Source organism: Hydrobacter penzbergensis (genome assembly GCF_900106985.1).
GTDB lineage: Bacteria > Bacteroidota > Bacteroidia > Chitinophagales > Chitinophagaceae > Sediminibacterium > Sediminibacterium magnilacihabitans.
In genome coordinates, this window is sequence record NZ_FNNO01000006.1 from 75,715 (window position 1) to 94,120 (window position 18,406).

Genomic DNA, 18,406 nt, shown 5'->3' on the forward strand with positions numbered 1-18,406 from the left:
CCGTACTTTTACTTTTGACTTTTTAATTTTAAATTTTGATTTTTGTTTTTTCATCATTCCTGTGTTAAAGAAACTCATCATACAGAATTACGCGATCATCGACGAGATTGAAATTGATTTTTCATCGCAGTTGAATATGATCACCGGTGAAACCGGTGCAGGAAAGAGTATATTGATGGGAGCACTCAGCCTGATACTGGGTGAAAGGGCAGACAGCAACGTGCTGGTGAATAAAGAAAAAAAATGCTTTATTGAAGGTTATTTTGCAGTGGAAGACCGCAAGCAAGTACTGGCTTTTTTGCAAGAGCAGGAACTCGATGCAGAAGAAGAACTGATCCTTCGCAGGGAAATCGCTGCCAACGGCAAATCCCGCGCTTTCATCAACGATACACCGGCTACCCTGCAACAGTTGAAAACACTGGCTTCCCTGTTGGTTGACCTCCACCAGCAATTTGATACACTCGAGTTGGGCGACACCGATTTTCAACGCGAAGTTCTGGATGCACTTGCAGGCAATAACCAGTTGCTCGACAATTACCAATCCCTCTTCCGGCAATGGCATGCAGTGAGTAAAGAACTCACCGCATTGCAGGATCAAAAAACAGCCTTCACCAAAGAAGCCGATTACCACCAATTTCTTTTCGATGAACTGAATGAAGCCGGTCTCCGCGAAAATGAATTGGAAGAGCTGGACCACGAGTTGAAATTATTAAGCAATTCAGAAGGCATTAAAGTGGCGCTGGACAGGGTTTGTTATGAATTGAAAGAAAGCGAGCAACCCGTGACCACTGTTTTGAAACAACTCATCCAGCAGCTACAATCGTACACATCATATCACGCCGATATTGCTGCACTCATTGCACGTTTGCAGAGCAGCCAGGTAGAGTTACAGGATATTGCAGCAGAAACCGTTCACCTGAACAGTGGCGTTCATTTCGATGAAAAAAGAATCGAGTGGATCAATAACCGCTTAGCCGAAGGATATAAATTGTTGAAAAAACACGGGGTGCAAACCACGGCCGAATTGCTGCAATTACAAACAGCGCTCGAAAATAAATTACAGGCTGTGCTGGACATTGATGATGCCATCGCCGCCAAAGAAACAGCGCAATCCCGTTTATATGAGTCGGCCAGCCAGTTGGCTGTCACCATTTCCAAAGCAAGACACCAGCAAGTAAAACCCCTCGAGGAAAAAGTAAACCACTTGCTCAAACAGGTAGGTATGCCCAACGCGCGACTCAAAGTACAAATCAACGATACGGCATTGCAGCCGTTTGGAAAGGACCAGGTGGAATTCCTTTTCGATGCCAACAAAAGCAACCGCTTCGAGCCTGTTCGCAAAGTGGCCAGTGGCGGCGAATTGAGCAGGCTCATGCTTTGCATCAAATCATTGGTTGCACAATCGATCAACCTGCCTACCCTGATCTTCGATGAAATAGATACGGGCATTTCAGGTGAAGCTGCCAAACAGGTAGGACTTATCATGAAGGAATTGGCAGCGAGCCGGCAGATCATCTGTATCACGCACCAGCCACAGATCGCAGGCAAGGCCCATGCACATTTCTTTGTGTACAAAGAAGTAGTCAACAACCAGGTCAAGACCAATATCAGGCTGCTCAACCAGGATGAACGCATTACCACCATTGCCCAGATGCTCAGCGGCGAAAAGCCCACAGCGGCTGCATTGGAGAACGCAAAAGAGTTGATTGCTGATTAATAATAATCGTCATCCTGAGCGAGCGAAGCGAGTCGAAGGAGCTGCTGAGCATTCGGGCAGATCCCTCGGCTACGCTCGGGATGACGAACAATAAAACATATATTCCCTATTTTTACACCCAACCTATAACAATAGCTATGGCTTACAATTTACTAAAAGGAAAACGAGGAATCATTACCGGCGCTCTGGATGAAAATTCCATTGCCTGGAAAGTAGCAGAGAAAGCACACGAAGAAGGCGCCAGTTTTGTATTAACCAATGCACCCATCGCCATGCGCATGGGCGAGATCAAAAAACTGGCAGAGAAAACCGGTTCCGAGATCATCCCGGCCGATGCAACCAGCGTTGAAGACCTTACCAACCTGTTTACCAAATCGCAGGAAGTATTGGGCGGCAAAATAGATTTTGTATTGCACTCCATTGGCATGAGTGTCAACGTGCGTAAGAACGTTCCTTATGTTGAATCCAATTACGAATATTTCCAGAAAGGGATCGATGTATCGGCCATGTCTTTACACAAGATGCTGTCCGTTGCCTGGAAACTCGATGCCATCAACGAATGGGGCAGCGTGGTAGCGCTCACTTATATGGCCGCACAGCGCGTGTTCCCTTTTTATACCGATATGGCCGATATCAAAGCCATGCTGGAATCCATTGCACGCAGCTTTGGTTATCAGTATGGTCTGTCAAAAAAAGTTCGCATCAATACGGTTTCGCAATCACCCACCAAAACTACCGCAGGTACTGGTATCAAAGGCTTCGGTGATTTTTATGATTATGCGAATGCCATTGCTCCGTTGGGCAATGCCACTGCCGAAGATTGCGCCAATTATTGCATCACCCTTTTCTCCGATCTCACGCGCATGGTAACCATGCAGAACCTGTTCCACGACGGCGGGTATTCGAATACTGGTGTGAGTATGGAAGTAATGCAGAAATTAGGTATCACAGGATAAAAACAAAAAAGCCATTCACATAAATGAATGGCTCACTAACTATTTTAAGGGATCTTAGTACTCGTCTTCGTTGAACATAAAATCTTCCTGGCTGGGATAATCGGGCCAGATATCTTCAATGCTCTCGTACACTTCTCCCTCGTCTTCGAGTTCCTGAAGATTCTCTACCACTTCAATAGGCGCCCCGCTCCGGATGGAATAATCGATCAGTTCATCCTTGGTGGCGGGCCAGGGAGCTTCTTCCAGGTAACTTGCTAATTCTAATGTCCAGAACATATTTACCTCTAATTTTTTGCAAATGTAGCCGTATAAATGATATCACCAAACCCCAGTCCAAAAATTACCCAATATATCCCCCCTGTTGTACGTTTGCAGGGCTAATACCTACCATCCAGATGCTGAAAGCAGAACAGATCACTAAACGATACGACAGTCTACAAGTATTGAAAGGCGTGGATATCACCGTTTCAAAAGGTGAGATCGTAAGCATTGTGGGCTCTTCGGGGGCTGGAAAAAGCACTTTGCTGCATATCCTGGGTACGCTCGACAATGCCGATAGCGGCACCATCACGCTGAACAACCAGCAGATCGGCCTCCTCAAAGGCAAAAAACTGGCTGCCTTTCGCAATCAGCACATCGGGTTCGTTTTCCAGTTCCATCATCTCCTGCCCGAATTCACCGCCCTTGAAAATGTTTCCATTCCCGGCTGGGTAGCCGGAACCCGTAAAAAAGAGATAGCAGAAAGGGCTATAACCCTTTTAACCCGGTTGGGTCTTGAAGACCGGCTGTACAATAAACCCCAGCAATTATCGGGGGGCGAACAGCAACGCGTTGCCGTAGCCAGGGCACTCATCAATCAACCCGATATTGTGTTTGCTGATGAACCCACCGGTAATCTCGACAGTACCAATGCCGCAGCGCTTCACGAGCTATTCGTTCAACTGCAAAAGGAGTTCCAGCAAACATTCCTGATCGTTACCCATAATGAAGAACTCGCTGCCATGAGCGACAGGGTGTTGCACATGAAGGACGGAAGAATTATCTGAACGTCATCCCGAGTACTCTCGATCGTCATCCCGAGCGCAGCCGAGGGATCTACACGAATGTTGAGCAGGTCCTTCGACTCGCTTCGCTCGCTCAGGATGACGTTCAGGTGGTTCTCGGCTTCCAGGGTATTTCCGCTACGCCTAACAGGTGCCCTAAGTAGCGCGATAACATAAACAAATAATCGCTCAACCGGTTCAGGTATTTAATCACCAATGCTTCTATGAACATTGCCTGCTCCTGCATGTGCACACAACAACGTTCTGCGCGGCGACAAATACAACGCGCCACATGTGCATGTGAAATGGCCGGATGGCCGCCAGGTAATATGAAGAATTTCATAGCAGGCAATGCTTCATTCATCCTGTCAATTTCCCGTTCGAGAAAATCGATATCTGTTTCTTTCAGATCAGGCACTTTCATCAATGGCTCCCTATCGGGGTCGCAGGCCAGTGAGGCACCCACGGTAAACAAACGGTCCTGTATCTCTTTCAATGTTGCTTTGGAACGCGCATCAGTGATCAGGTCGCTTACAACACCGATGTATGAGTTCAACTCATCCACCGTACCATAAGCTTCTATGCGGATATGACTTTTGGGAACCTTGGTTCCGCCAATCAGTGAAGTCTTACCAAGATCGCCAGTCTTCGTATATATTTTTATGGCCATAAAAAATTCTGATTTTAAAGCTGCCGTCATCCCGAGCGCGTTTCGGTCGTCATCCCGAGCGTAGCCGAGGGATCTGCACGAATGTTCAGCAGGTCCTTCGACTCGCTTCGCTCGCTCAGGATGACGTTCATTAATGATGAATCATCATTGTTTCTTTCAACTTATCACTTTCAATGACGCCGTCTCTCATGCGTACGATCCTATGCGCGTAAGCAGCGATGTCTTCTTCGTGTGTTACCAGCACCACCGTGTTTCCTGCTTCCTGTATTTTGGAGAATATTTCCATTACTTCAGCAGAGGTTCTGGTATCGAGGTTGCCGGTAGGCTCATCGGCCAGTAACAAGGAAGGGTTGTTTACCAGGGCACGGGCAATAGCCACACGCTGTATCTGTCCGCCACTCAGCTCATTCGACTTGTGATGGCTCCTCGTTTCCAATCCCACTTTCTTCAGCGCTTCCATAGCCCTTTCCGTTCTTTCCTTCCGGCCTATCCCTGCATAGATCAATGGCAGCGCCACGTTTTCAGCCGCAGTGAGCCTGGGCAGGAGATTAAACTGCTGGAACACAAATCCTATTTCCGTATTGCGCACACTGGCCAGGCTGTCGTCCGGCATCTTGCTCACGTCGAGCCCGTTCAAAATATACCTGCCACCGGTTGGAGAATCGAGACAGCCCAAAATATTCATCAATGTACTCTTGCCGCTGCCCGAAGGACCCATCAGGGCCACGTATTCATTTTTGGATATCTCAAGCGATACGCCTTTCAACGCCTGTATCGCCTGGTTGCCCATGAAATAGCTTTTTTCAATCGATTCTAACTGGATGATCGGGTTGCTCATACGATTATTTTTTGATGACCTTCGGCACTTTAAAGAATGCTTCGTCTTTCACCGGCGCATTCATCAGCGCTTCGCCACGTGTTACCGATCCGCCCAGTTCATCATTCCTTAACACATTGGCTGCATCGCTGATGTGAAGCAATGGCATTACACCATGGGTATCCAGTTCCTGGAGCTTTTCTACAAACGCCACTATCTTCTGTAAATCGGCGCCAATAGATCGCTTTTCCGCTTCGCTGAATTCCAGCCTTGATAAATGGGCCAGGTTGTTGATCATTTCAGGGGTGATGTCCATGTGAACAAAAATAATTGAAAGCCAGCCATTTCTCCCCGGTTTCTTGTTAAACGGCAAGCCGATATTAACATTGGGTTAATAAATGCTTCGCCCGGCATGGCAACAAATCGCGCTTTTAAGTGTATATTGTCGCAACTAATCCCCCCCTGATTATGTTAGTTTACGTATTGCTAGTTGTTTATCTCGTATGCCTATACATGGCATACAAAGGTGCCGCCACCTCGGAAAGATAGCTTATCGAATACCCGCTTCGTCCCGAATGGCTAATATCCAACATCCGTTTCCCTGCATCCGGTGTTGGATATTTTTTTGCTATCTTCGATTGAAATAGTTGCATAACTAACTAATTTTATACAAAGTATAGCTATGATCCGATCCATTAAAAAAGTGGCCGTCCTGGGCAGTGGTGTGATGGGTTCACGCATTGCCTGTCATTTTGCAGGTATTGGCGTTCAGGTATTGCTGCTCGATATGCTGGCCAAAGGCGCTGAAACAAGTACCAAACCTGCCGAACGCAACAAACTGGTGAACGATGCTTTGCAGGCCGCCATTAAAAGCAACCCCTCTCCTGTTTTCACCAAAGAGGTGGTGAAGCGTATTACCACGGGTAATTTCGAAGACAACCTGAAAGAAATTGCCCATTGCGATTGGATCATTGAAGTGGTGGTGGAAAGGCTCGACATCAAGCAGCAACTCTATGAAAAAGTAGAGCAGTTCCGCAAACCCGGTACCCTTATCACTTCCAATACTTCCGGTATTCCTATCCATCTCATGGCTGAAGGCCGGAGTGAGGATTTTAAAAAACATTTCTGCGGCAGCCATTTTTTCAACCCGCCCCGCTACCTGTGGCTGCTGGAGATCATACCTACGCCACATACCAGCCGGGACGTGGTGGATTTCCTGCTTCACTATGGCGATCTGTTCCTGGGGAAAACAACCGTATTGTGTAAAGACACGCCTGCCTTCATTGCCAACCGCATTGGTGTGTTCGGCATCATGAGCATTTTTCATATCATGGACCAGATGCAACTAGGCATTGATGAGATCGATGCGCTTACCGGTCCGCTCATCGGCCGTCCCAAGTCGGCCACTTTCCGCACGGCCGACGTGGTAGGCATCGATACCCTGGTAAAAGTGGCCAGGGGTGTTGCAGAGAATTGTCCGGCTGATGAGGCGCGCGCCGTTTTCAATATTCCCGCCTGGCTCGATACCATGGTAACCAATAACTGGCTGGGTGATAAGACCGGGCAAGGCTTCTTTAAAAAAGTGCAATCTGCCGGGAGCAAAGAGATCCTTACCCTGAACCTCCATACCATGGAATACGGCCCCAGGGCTAGGCCCAGGTTTGCAAGTCTCGATGCAGCCAAGCCCATAGATGATCTCAAACAACGGCTGGCCATGCTCGTAGCGGCTCCCGATAAAGCCGGTGAATTCTACCGTGCCTTTCATTATTCCCTCTTCTCTTATATTTCTTTCCGCATCCCCGAGATCAGCGATGAACTCTATCGTCTCGACGATGCAATGAAAGCCGGCTTCGGTTGGGAGGTCGGCGCATTTGAAAGTTGGGATGTTTTGGGAGTAGCCAAAACAGTGGCGGCCATGAAAGCGGCTGGTCATCAACCGGCCCCATGGATAGAAGAGATGCTGGCAGGCGGCGCCACCAGTTTTTATAAAGTGGAGAATGGCAAACGCTTGTATTATGATGTGAACAGTAAAACTTACCAACCCTTACCCGGTGGTGAAGCCTTCCTCATATTGAATAATCACCGCGATCAACTGGTATGGAAAAACAGCGCCTGCCGTTTGTACGATATTGGTGATGGCGTTGCCGGTTTTGAATGGAGCAGTAAGATGAACAGCATCGGCGGTGAAGTGCTCGAAGGACTCAACAAAGCCATTGGTATTGCAGAAGAAAAATTCAAAGGTCTCGTCATTGCCAATGAGAGCGCCAATTTCAGCGCGGGCGCTAATGTAGGCATGATCTTCATGCTGGCCATTGAACAGGAATACGATGAGCTGGATATGGCCATACGTTTGTTCCAGAACAGCATGATGCGGGTACGTTATTCTGCTGTGCCGGTGGTTACCGCTCCACACGGATTGACGCTGGGCGGCGGTTGTGAAATGAACCTGCATGCCGATAAAGTATGTGCGGCAGCAGAAACCTATATCGGGCTGGTAGAGCTGGGCGTAGGCCTGATCCCCGGCGGTGGCGGCACCAAAGAATTTGCGCTGCGTGCCGCTGATGAGATGCATGAAGATGAGCCCGAAACCATCACACTCAAGAACCGCTTCTTCAATGTAGCCACTGCCAAAGTAGCTACTTCGGCATTCGAAGCTTTTGAGATGGGTATTTTGCGAAAGGGACACGATGAGGTAGTGATGAATACCAGCCGCCGTATCAACGAAGCCAGGAAATCAGTGATCGAAGCATACGAACAAGGTTATATTACACCGGTACAACGCAAAGACATCAAGGTATTGGGCCGTTCGGTATTAGGCGCTTTGTATGCAGGTATCAATGGCATGTGGCGTGGCAACTATGCTACCGATCACGATGTGGTGGTAGCTAAGAAACTCGCTTATGTGATGTGTGGCGGCGACCTCAGTGAACAATCACTGGTGAGCGAACAATACCTGCTCGACCTGGAACGTGAAGCTTTCCTGAGCCTTTGCGGAGAGAAGAAAACATTGGAGCGAATACAAAGTGTACTGAAAACCGGCAAGCCCATTAGAAATTAATTACCCTTTTTCGTCATCCTGAGCGAGCGAAGCGAGTCGAAGGACCTGCTGAACATTCGGGCAGATCCCTCGGCAGCCCCTTCGACTCGCTTCGCTCGCTCAGGGTGACGTTGCTCGGGATGACGATCATATTAGTCATTTCCCTATCTTTAGACAAATAACTGCTCATGTCAGTGCTCTCGCTACAGGCCATCAGTAAATCTTATGGCCCCATCAAAGCGCTTAACGAGGTATCATTCAATGTGCCGCAGGGATCGGTGTTTGGTATCCTTGGTCCCAATGGCAGCGGCAAAACCACATTGCTCAGCATCATACTCGATATTCTCCGGCAGGATGCCGGCAGTTTCAGTTGGTTCGGACAACCGGGCTCTCCCGAAACACGGAAACAGATCGGTGCATTGCTTGAAACACCCAATCTCTATCATTATTTATCGGCGGTAGACAACCTGCAAATTACACAGGCCATCAGTGGCAGGGGGGTACCGGCTGATATCGATAAAGTGATTGACATAGTGGGACTCACCGCGCGTAAGAAAAGCAAGTTCAGCACTTATAGTCTGGGTATGAAACAACGGCTCGCCATCGGCGCTGCTTTATTGGGTAGTCCGCAAGTGTTGGTCTTCGATGAACCTACCAACGGGCTCGATCCCGTTGGCATTGCAGAGATACGCGAACTCATCAAAAACCTGGCAAAACAGGGCAAGACCATTATCATGGCCAGCCACCTGCTCGATGAAGTGGAGAAAGTATGTACCCATGTAGCTATCCTCAAAAAAGGCACCCTCCTTACAGCCGGACAGGTAGATGAAGTACTCGCGAATGAAGACATTGCAGAAGTATCTTCTTCGCAACCCGACCAACTGCGTGCAGCGCTGGAACATTTTCCGGGCTACACTTCTATTAAACAGGATGGAAAGAATATACAATTGTATTTCCCCGTAGGAACGGCGAAGCTTGAAGACATCAACCGCTTCTGTTTTGAAAAAGGCGTTGCGCTCAACCTGCTGGTGCTGAAGAAGAAAAGCCTGGAAGCCAAATTCTTTGAATTAACAAACGAATAAGACCAACACTATGTTCGCTTTACTGAAAATTGAATGGCTGAAGCTGAAGAGATACCGTGCATTCTGGTGGATGCTGGCGATCGTTATGCTCACTTATCCCGGTATCAACCTGATGATGTACACCCTGTATGATACCATCACTTCCGGCAAAGAAATGACCAATATGCTTGCCAAAATGTTGCTGGGCAATCCGTATGCTTTCCCTGAATCCTGGCATACCGTGGCTTATTTTTCTTCTTACTTTGTGATGCTGCCTTCCATACTGGTGATCATGCTCATTGCCAACGAATACCAGTTCCGTACTCATCGCCAGAACGTTATCGACGGATGGAGCCGCCAGCAATTCATCACCGCAAAAATGATGGGGGTACTCACCGTATCGATAATTGTAACAATCGTGTATACACTGGTAGCCTGCGCTTTTGGCTTCGCATCGGATAAAATGTACTACTACCGGTGGAGCGAGCAACTGCAATACATACCGCTTTTCCTGCTGCAATCGTTCGCCCAGTTGTCGATCGCTTTTCTATTAGGCTTCTTAATCAAAAGAGCTTTTATCGCGTTGGGAATTTTTGTTTTTTATTACCTGGTAATCGAGAACATTGCCGCCAGTTATTTCAAATACAAGCTGCACCTCGATATCGTAGCGCGGCTGCTTCCTTTCAAGATATCGGACGGTATGATCATCCCGCCTGCATTTGTAGGACACTGGGGCAAAGATGCCAAACAAGGTTATGATAACGCATTGAGCGATGTTCCCACACAGATCATACTCACCATCGCGCTAACGGCCATCATCTGGTACATCTGTTATACCGTGCAGAAAAAGCGCGACCTGTAAATAAAAAACCCCCGACTTTCAGCAATCGGGGGCAAACAACTAAAATCACCAGGCTAAACAAAAATTCTTAAACCATCTTTAGTCAGGCTTCTTTCCATCCAAAAAAGTATTGATGGTTGATATCTGTGCTTGGTTGTTCTCGTCCTTACTTACCGTGTACTTGCTGTAAAAGTTTTCTACCGAAGTAAGTGTATTACCAAACAGTTCCATATTACGGCGTACGTAAGCCGGAACCGTATCAAATTCATTGTTGGTATCTGCTGCACTGTTCATGTTGTAAGAAAGATTGCGCAGCTTATGTATCCTTTCTGCTGCCCTTCTTTTCTGCTCTTCCACATCATCCAGCACATCGTCAATAACTGGCTGGGGCTGGGATTGTGGCGCTTTTTTCTCTTCACGCTCTACCAACTGCATTTCCATTGGCAGCTCTTCCTGTACAGGTTGAGGCTGCTGTTGTACCTGCGGCTGTGGTTGAGGCTGTGGCTTTGGCGCAGGCGCCTGGGCTACCGGCTCTTCCGATGCATAAATATTAGATGGCTTGCTGAGGTATGACACAGCAGCCGGTGCAGTAGCAGCAGCGGCAGGTTGGGCCGGATGTTCCGTTACTTTGAATTGCAGCATCTCATCTGCGATCACTTTCCGCGGAACATGTACTTCTTCCTGAACAGTGTCGGGTACTTTTACCTCGTCGGTTATTTCAGGATTCAGTTCGAACTGCAATACCATCGTTTCCTTTTCTTCTTCCCGAACAGGTGTAACCGGCTGTACGGTTTCAACAACTGTTGGGAAAATATTCAGCACAGGTTCCTGCATTGGCACTTCCTGCATCTGCGGAGCGAAAGGATCTACTTCTTCCAGCAGCAACACCTGTTGTACCGGCTGTGGCGCTGCTTTGGGCGCTTCTGCATCTTCGCCCAATGTCATCATGATCTTTTCAGGTTGCGGCTCCGCTTTTTTAACGGCTATGGGTTTGGCAAAAGGATCTTTGTGTTCAAAACCGGTAGCGATCAAAGTGATGCCTATTTTCCTGTCGAGCGATTGATCGTATCCCATACCCACTATCACATCGGTATCGGGTCCTGCCTGCAAACGCAGGTAATTATTGATGGTTTCCAGTTCATCCATCGTGCATTCATGATCACCTTCGGCACTATTGATATTGATGAGGATCCATTTGGCTCCCCTGATATCGTTATCATTCAATAAAGGAGAAGCCAGCGCTTCTTCGATGGCGCGCTCGGCCCTGTCCTCGCCTTCTACTTCGGCCTTACCCAATATGGCTACGCCCCCGCTCTTCATCACAGTGCATACGTCGGCAAAGTCAACAATGATATGTCCTTTGCTGTTGATGATATCGGTGATACACTTAGCTGCAGTGGCCAATACATTATCGGCCTTGCAGAAAGCTTCTTTCATTTTCAGGTTACCGTATTGCATGCGCAGCTTGTCGTTGCTGATCACCAGCAAAGTATCTACATAAGGTTTCAACTGGCGGATGCCTTCTTCGGCCTGCAGTTGCCTGCGCGGACCTTCAAAGCCAAAAGGAGTGGTTACAATACCCACGGTAAGGATGCCCAGGTCTTTACAGATCTGTGCAACGATGGGTGCGCCACCGGTACCGGTACCGCCGCCCATGCCTACTGTAATGAATGCCATCTTGGTATTCACTTCCAGTATGCGTTTGATTTCTTCGAGCGACTCTTCCGTAGCTCTCTTACCAATTTCGGGATTGGCGCCTGCACCTAAACCCTGTGTAAGATGTGGTCCCAGTTGGATCTTGTTCGGCACTTCACTCTGTTCAATGGCTTTCGCATCGGTGTTGCATATAATAAAATCAACGCCTTCGATGTGCTGCTCGAACATGAAGTTAACCGCGTTGCTTCCCCCACCCCCTACACCGAGGACCTTGATGATGGAGGATTTTTGTTTGGGAAGATCAAAATGAATCATAGCGTATTATTTGGGTTAGGTAGATGTTAGTGGTACATAGGATATGAGTTGAAGTTATCGGATGACTTGATCTTCTTCTTCTTTGAAAAGTTCTATCAGGTTGTTCTTGAACTTGTCCCAGAATTTCGGCTTTCTTTCGCCGGCTTCTGCGCGTACATTCATCACCGGCACTTCCGGTTGTTCTGCCTGTATTACCGTCAGCGATTTGGGCACTTCCACTTTCTTGAATTTCTCTGCAAACTCTTTGTATTTATGATCGTAATCGCTGTAGCCTTTCAATATCAATCCCAGGCAGGTAGCATACATCGGCTTCTTCAGTTCCTCTATATGATTGGGCGCCAGGTGCTCATTGGGCAACCCGATGCGCGCATTCAGGCCTGTTGTATATTCTGTTAATTGTATCAGGTGCTTAAGCTGCGAACCACCACCGGTTAAAATGATACCGCCGTTCAGCGCGCGGCTGTCGAGACCCACTTGCTTGATATGGTAAGTAACGAAATCCAGTATCTCGCTCATGCGCGCCTGTATGATGGCCGCCAGGTTCTTCACACTGATCTCTTTGGCAGGCATGCCTTTCAAACCGGGTATGGTGATGAAAGCGTTGCTCTTCGCTTCATCGGCCAATGCACTACCAAACTGTACTTTCATGGCTTCGGCCTGGCTCTTGAGTACACCCAGTCCCATTCGGATATCATTGGTAATGTTCTCTCCGCCGAAAGGTATCACTGCTGTGTGTTTCAATATGCCTTCATAGAATACCGCCAGGTCGCTTGTACCACCGCCGATGTCCAGGATGGCCACGCCGGCTTCCATATCTATATCACTCATCACAGCACTTGCAGAGGCCAGTGGTTGCAATACCAGGTCTTTGGTTACCAGGCTGCTTCTTTCAACAGCTCGGTTGATGTTGCGGATGGCATTTCGGTCGCCGGTGATGATGTGGAAATTCGCTCCCACTTTCACACCATTATATCCAACCGGATCTTTGATGTTCTGGATATTGTCTACATGGAAATCCTGCGGTATCACGTCGATGATCTGGTCACCTGCGGGAATAAATGTCTTGCGCTGGTTGTTGAGCAACTGGTCTATTTCCCAGCGTTGTATCTCGGTTTCAGGATCCTGGCGAACAATGTCGCCGCGGGTTTGCAGGCTCTTGATATGATGCCCGGCAATACCCACGTACACTTCATTGATCTCCAATTCCGGGTTGCTCTCGTAACAGTTCAACAAAGCCTGCTGAATGGCTTTGATGGTCTGGTCGATGTTCAATACCTGCCCGTGCTGCACACCATTGCTGTTGGCGCGGCCGAAACCCAATATCTCCAGCTTGCCGTGTTCGTTCTTGCGACCGGCAATAGCTGCGATTTTGGTAGTTCCGATGTCGAGACCAACAATGATGGGTGGTTCATTGTGATTCATAGCGTATGTGTTTTAGTTGTTGTTTGCTTTTTCATAACAGCCTTTGCCTTTCGCTCATTCGTTAACGAATTATTACTTCTTTTATTGCTTGCAGCCCCAACAGATTTTGTTGTGCTGTTCTTTTTTGCTACGGGTTTAACATTTACGGGCGCTGCCGCAGGGGTTGCATGTGTTACCGGAGCAGTTGTTACAGTCAGCGAATCCTTCGCAACAGGCTTCGTATAATTTCTCCTGGTGGCCACTACCTCGTTGTGGTATTGCACATCGAGGTGGGAATAGGTTTGCATGCCATTCTGCAACCAGGCTTGCCGGTAAAACGTATACAACCTGTTGAATTTGCTGTCCAGCTCCGAAGCATTGCCCAGCGCCACTGTATGGTTACCGATGACCGGCACCAGCTCAAAATTTGCTTCGGGTGTGATGTCTATCTGTGCTGTTTGCGCCATCCAGAAAGAATCTGCCAGTACATAACGGCCCAGGCTCACTATGTTTTTCAGGAGGGCACTGTCGGGTTTCGAGAGGTTCACTTTCTCCGAAGGAAAATTGGTGAATACCGGTACACGGGCCGATAGCTTTTCACTGAGCGGCAATCGAAGTCCTTCCCTGTCTACATAGAACGAGCTGCCCTGCTTCGTAAAAACACGCGCTACCGGCTCTCTTTCTTCTATGCGAACATCCAGCACCTGTTTGTTATCAAAGAACATTTCTGCATTCTTTACCCAGGGATCTTTTTCAATCAGTGTTTCCATGTAACGCAGGTTCAGCATGGCAACCGGTTCCCCTATCACTTCACCGTTCTTTTTCAAGAGGCCGGCAATGTCTTTTTCATCGATGAACATCTGCTGTTCTGTTCCCATGATCTCGATCCTGATATCCGTACAAAGCTTCTGGTCTTTTTTCCGCATAGCGGCACCCATCAGCACTACGGCGCCGATGCCAGCGAGCAGCCACAAAACCTGCTCCAATCGCTTTTTCCAGTTCGCTTTGTTTTCCATCATGCTTATAAAAGCAATTCTTTTACTGCCTGCACCTGTGCATCAATATCTCCTGCACCCGCCATCACTACCAGTCCGGGCTTGTGCTCTTTCATCCATCCTTTCATCACTTCCTTATCAAGTACCTGTTTATGCTTCAATTTCATTTTGTTCAATATCAATTCACTGCTCACCCCTTCCATCGGTAATTCTCTTGCCGGGTAAATGGGCAGTAGGATCACTTCATCTGCCATATCAAGGCTCTCAGCAAATGCATCGGCCAGGTCTTTCGTTCTGCTGAACAGGTGAGGCTGGAACACCAACACCAGCTGCTCTTTTCCAAACAAACTCCTTACACCGCTGATCAGCGCTCTCAGTTCTTCCGGGTGGTGCGCATAGTCGTCGATCAGTGTATGGGCTGTATTTTTCAGTACATACTCAAAGCGCCGGTGTACGCCCTTGAAGTCGGCCACTGCCGCTTTGATCTGCTCATCGCCTATTTGTAAGTATTTCGCTACCGTAATCGCCGCCAATACATTTTCAATATTGTGCAATCCGCCTACATGCAATACCACATCGTTCAGCTTCCAGTTTTCCGCTACCACATCAAAGCGGTAACTGCCTTGTTCTACTTTGATATCAGCTGCATGTACACCGGCTGCAGTATTGTCCACGCTGTATTCAAAATGGCGCGCCGCTTTCAGGTCGGCACCCCGCTTCAATCCGTATTTGGTTACCAGGCATCCTCCCGGTTTTACTTTCTGTGAGAACTGGATAAAGGCTTTCTCCACTTCTTCCGCCGTACCATAGATATCGAGGTGATCGGGATCCATCGCTGTGATCACCGCTATATCGGGTACCAGTTTCAAAAAACTGCGGTCGTACTCATCGGCTTCTACCACTACTACATTCCGCTCATTACTCCAGAAATTGGTTTGGTAATTAGCCGATATGCCTCCCAGGAATGCATTGCACCCATAACCAGAGTGGCGCAGCAAGTGTGCAATCATGGTGGTAACGGTTGTTTTACCGTGTGTGCCTCCTACGCAGATATTGAAAGAGCTTTCCGTGATCCACTGCAATACATCGCTTCGCTTCACTACCGTATAACCATGTTCTTTGTAATACACCAGCTCTGCATGCTGTGCAGGAATGGCTGGCGTATATACCACTACATCGGCATCTTTGGGCGCCAGTTCAACCCGCTCTTCGTAATGAATCTTTATCCCGCTGTCTTCCAGGGCACGTGTCAGTGGCGTAGATGTTTTGTCGTACCCACTCACTTCCACTCCTTTTGCATGGAAATAACGGGCCAGCGCACTCATGCCAATGCCGCCGATGCCTATGAAATATATTTTTTGTATGGTTGCCAGTGGGTTCACTTCAAATGTTTTAAAATTTCGGTTGCGATCACTTCATCTGCATTGGTAACAGCTAACTGGCTAATGCGCTCGTGCAGTTCATGTTGTTTCTGTTTGTCTTTCGCCAGTTGAACGATGGTGGAGAACAGTTTCACCCGCACTTCTTCATCTTTCACCAGCATAGCAGCCTCTTTATTCACCAGGTATTTCGCATTTACTGTCTGGTGATCTTCCGCTGCATGCGGGTAAGGCACGAATATTACCGGTTTACCTGCCACACACAATTCGGCTACCGACATAGCCCCGGCCCTAGATACTACCAGGTCGGCCGCAGCATAAGCTTTGTCCATCTCCGTAATGAATGCATCTACCCAAATATTGGGAAATGGTTTGCCTCTCTCCTTGTATCCATCCGCGCCGTTCTTACCGGTTTGCCAGATCATTTGCAAATCCAATGACAATAGATCGGTAACATGCGAAGCCACTACTTCATTGATGCTGCGGGCACCCAGGCTACCGCCCACCACCAGCACGGTGGTCTTGTTCGGATCGAGTCCGAAAAAGCGGATGGCTTCATCGCGCGCCATAGCAGATTGAATAATGGCTTTTCTTACCGGGTTACCTGTTACCAATAACTTATCTGCCGGAAAAAACTTTTCCATTCCCGCCGATGCCACAAATATTTCCGTAGCGTTCTTTCCCAACAGGATATTGCTTTTGCCTGCAAAGGAATTGCTCTCATGAATGAATGTGGGTATTCCTTTCGACTGCGCATAACGCAATACCGGGAAACTGGAATAACCACCTACACCCACTGCTGCATCGGGTTGAAAAGCATTCACGATCTTCCGTACCTGGTAAAAACTCTTTACCAGTTTATAAGGAAGACTGATATTTTTGATCAAAGAGCTCCTGTTGAATCCTGCTATATCCAGTCCCTGTATAGCATATCCCGCCTGCGGCACTTTCTCCATCTCCATCTTACCCTGCGCACCTATGAACAATATTTCCGTGTCGGGCGCTTGCTGCTTCAATGCATTGGCAATGGCAATGGCAGGGAAAATATGTCCGCCGGTACCGCCACCGGCTATGATGATTCGTTTCATTTTTTTACTTCTTGTTGGTCAACGATCCCTTCCTCTACCGGCGCCAAATGATCCACCGCTGGCTCCTGCACTTTTCCTTCCTGTTGTTCCACATTCCTCGCCACACTTAAAATGATACCAATGGCCGCGCAGGTGAACAAGAACGAGCTACCACCCATACTCACCAGCGGTAACGTTACGCCGGTTACCGGTACGATGTTCACGTTCACAGCCATATTGGCCACCGCTTGTATCACAAGGGTAAAGCTCAGTCCCAATGCCAGGAAAGCGCCAAACGCATACGGGCAACGCCTGAATATCCTGATACACCTGAACAGGAATACCAGGTATATGAATATCATGAACGCCCCACCCAATAAGCCATATTCTTCTATGATGATGGAATAGATGAAGTCGTTATAAGCCTGCGGTAAGAAATTCCGTTGGCGACTATTACCAGGTCCCAATCCTACCAGCACACTGCCATTGGCAATAGCGATCTTGGCTTGCTGCACCTGGTATGGGGTTTCGGTGTCTTTGGCATACACAAAGTCCTGCACGCGTTTTACCCAGGTACCAAATCGTCCGAATGATTTTACTTTCTCTGCCGCCGTTGTTTTTTTATTGTCTTCTTTTTGTTTTCCATCGTAGGTAACAACCGCTACCAATACAATCAACGCCACAGGAATCAACGCTACGCCGATGGTTAGCAGGATGTGCCGGATGCTTACCCTGCCAATGAACATGAGCAGTAAAGAAGTGGCGCCGGTGAGCAAGGCATTGGAAAGATTCGCCGGCATGATCAGCGCGCAGATGATGAGCACGGGTATTACCACCGGAAGGAATCCTTTTTTGAAATCCTTGATCATTTCCTGCTTTTTACTCAGCATCCTGGATATATACATAAACAATGCCAGCTTGGCCAGGTCACTGGTCTGTATAGTAAGGTTGATGATGGGCAGTTTGATCCACCGGCTACCATCGTTGATCTTCGCTCCGAAAAACAATGTATAGATCAGCAATGGAATAGAAAGCAGGAACAGGATCGTAGCCACACGCGAGAACAAAGTATAGTTGATGCGATGCAGGAAATAGATCAGCAACACACCTATCATGGTAAATGAAACCTGCTTGAACAGGTAAATGCTGGTATTCCCCTTATACATCTTATAAGCCAGCGATCCCGTAGCGCTGTATACCACCAGTATAGAAGCCAGTGATAACAGCACCACTATACCCCAGATAAACTTATCCCCTCTCGTGCGGTACACGAGCTGGTTGCGCATGCCTTCCACCGAAGGCATTTGAGAGAATAGTTTATCTTTTGTTTCGAACATCATATATTTTTTTTGTCATCCTGAGCGAGCGAAGAACGTCATCCTGAGCGAGCGAAGCGAGTCGAAGGACCTGCTGAGCATTCGGTCAGATCCCTCGGCTACGCTCGGGATGAC

16 protein-coding genes are annotated in these 18,406 nt (G+C 48.1%); 6 read left to right on the forward strand and 10 right to left on the reverse strand.

Going from position 1 to position 18,406, the window contains the following annotated elements; all coding sequences use genetic code 11:
• The first annotated feature begins 61 nt into the window (after positions 1-61).
• On the forward strand, positions 62-1,717 hold the full coding sequence (gene recN, locus BLU98_RS08140) for a DNA repair protein RecN (RefSeq protein ID WP_092723541.1): 1,656 nt from the start codon (positions 62-64) through the stop codon (positions 1,715-1,717).
• Between the two features lie 137 nt (positions 1,718-1,854).
• Positions 1,855-2,673, forward strand: coding sequence for an enoyl-ACP reductase FabI (locus BLU98_RS08145; protein ID WP_092723542.1), 819 nt, complete (start codon positions 1,855-1,857; stop codon positions 2,671-2,673).
• A 54-nt stretch (positions 2,674-2,727) separates the two neighbouring features.
• Here BLU98_RS08145 and BLU98_RS08150 read toward each other — a convergent pair whose 3' ends face one another.
• On the reverse strand, positions 2,728-2,949 hold the full coding sequence (locus BLU98_RS08150) for a DUF2795 domain-containing protein (RefSeq protein WP_026767946.1): 222 nt from the start codon (positions 2,947-2,949) through the stop codon (positions 2,728-2,730).
• Between the two features lie 119 nt (positions 2,950-3,068).
• On the opposite strand from BLU98_RS08150, the gene BLU98_RS08155 reads away from it, so the two are divergent.
• The gene (locus BLU98_RS08155; protein WP_092723543.1) at positions 3,069-3,719 is read left to right on the forward strand and encodes an ABC transporter ATP-binding protein; all 651 of its coding nucleotides are present in this window, start codon (positions 3,069-3,071) and stop codon (positions 3,717-3,719) included.
• Between the two features lie 103 nt (positions 3,720-3,822).
• On the opposite strand, the gene BLU98_RS08160 is transcribed toward BLU98_RS08155, so the two are convergent.
• The 3 genes from BLU98_RS08160 to gatC form a co-directional block, all read right to left on the reverse strand.
• Complete coding sequence (locus BLU98_RS08160; RefSeq protein WP_257574820.1) at positions 3,823-4,386, reverse strand: cob(I)yrinic acid a,c-diamide adenosyltransferase; 564 nt, start codon at positions 4,384-4,386, stop codon at positions 3,823-3,825.
• Between the two features lie 130 nt (positions 4,387-4,516).
• A complete protein-coding gene (locus BLU98_RS08165) occupies positions 4,517-5,224 on the reverse strand; it encodes an ABC transporter ATP-binding protein (RefSeq protein WP_092723544.1) in 708 nt (235 codons plus the stop codon).
• A 4-nt stretch (positions 5,225-5,228) separates the two neighbouring features.
• The gene (gatC, locus tag BLU98_RS08170; protein ID WP_092723545.1) at positions 5,229-5,519 is read right to left on the reverse strand and encodes an Asp-tRNA(Asn)/Glu-tRNA(Gln) amidotransferase subunit GatC; all 291 of its coding nucleotides are present in this window, start codon (positions 5,517-5,519) and stop codon (positions 5,229-5,231) included.
• A gap of 366 nt (positions 5,520-5,885) precedes the next feature.
• On the opposite strand from gatC, the gene BLU98_RS08175 reads away from it, so the two are divergent.
• From BLU98_RS08175 to BLU98_RS08185, 3 genes are all read left to right on the forward strand, one after another.
• Positions 5,886-8,261: a 3-hydroxyacyl-CoA dehydrogenase/enoyl-CoA hydratase family protein gene (locus BLU98_RS08175; RefSeq protein ID WP_092723546.1), complete on the forward strand. Its 2,376-nt coding sequence runs from the start codon at positions 5,886-5,888 to the stop codon at positions 8,259-8,261.
• A gap of 167 nt (positions 8,262-8,428) precedes the next feature.
• The gene (locus BLU98_RS08180) at positions 8,429-9,322 is read left to right on the forward strand and encodes an ABC transporter ATP-binding protein (protein WP_092723547.1); all 894 of its coding nucleotides are present in this window, start codon (positions 8,429-8,431) and stop codon (positions 9,320-9,322) included.
• 10 nt (positions 9,323-9,332) lie between these two features.
• Entirely contained in the window at positions 9,333-10,163 is an 831-nt protein-coding gene (locus BLU98_RS08185; protein WP_092723548.1) for an ABC transporter permease, read from the forward strand.
• A gap of 78 nt (positions 10,164-10,241) precedes the next feature.
• Here the strand turns inward: BLU98_RS08185 and ftsZ are convergent, their stop codons facing one another.
• Genes ftsZ through BLU98_RS08215 form a run of 6 tightly spaced genes read right to left on the reverse strand, consistent with a single transcriptional unit; the run spans position 10,242 to position 18,295 of the window.
• Positions 10,242-12,113, reverse strand: coding sequence for a cell division protein FtsZ (gene ftsZ / locus BLU98_RS08190; RefSeq protein ID WP_092723549.1), 1,872 nt, complete (start codon positions 12,111-12,113; stop codon positions 10,242-10,244).
• A 54-nt stretch (positions 12,114-12,167) separates the two neighbouring features.
• Positions 12,168-13,535 carry a cell division protein FtsA gene (gene ftsA / locus BLU98_RS08195; protein WP_092723550.1) on the reverse strand — a complete coding sequence of 456 codons (1,368 nt, stop codon included), beginning with the start codon at positions 13,533-13,535 and terminating at the stop codon, positions 12,168-12,170.
• Positions 13,532-14,533 (reverse strand): cell division protein FtsQ/DivIB, encoded by a 1,002-nt coding sequence (locus BLU98_RS08200; RefSeq protein WP_092723551.1) that lies wholly within the window; start codon positions 14,531-14,533, stop codon positions 13,532-13,534. The genes ftsA and BLU98_RS08200 overlap by 4 nt, the downstream gene beginning before the upstream one ends.
• A gap of 2 nt (positions 14,534-14,535) precedes the next feature.
• Entirely contained in the window at positions 14,536-15,891 is a 1,356-nt protein-coding gene (murC, locus tag BLU98_RS08205; protein ID WP_257574821.1) for a UDP-N-acetylmuramate--L-alanine ligase, read from the reverse strand.
• Positions 15,888-16,976 carry an undecaprenyldiphospho-muramoylpentapeptide beta-N-acetylglucosaminyltransferase gene (gene murG, locus BLU98_RS08210; RefSeq protein ID WP_092723552.1) on the reverse strand — a complete coding sequence of 363 codons (1,089 nt, stop codon included), beginning with the start codon at positions 16,974-16,976 and terminating at the stop codon, positions 15,888-15,890. Before murG ends, murC begins: the two co-directional genes overlap by 4 nt.
• Positions 16,973-18,295, reverse strand: a complete 1,323-nt coding sequence (locus BLU98_RS08215; RefSeq protein ID WP_257574822.1) for an FtsW/RodA/SpoVE family cell cycle protein — start codon at positions 18,293-18,295, stop codon at positions 16,973-16,975. The genes murG and BLU98_RS08215 overlap by 4 nt, the downstream gene beginning before the upstream one ends.
• Positions 18,296-18,406: the final 111 nt, after the last annotated feature.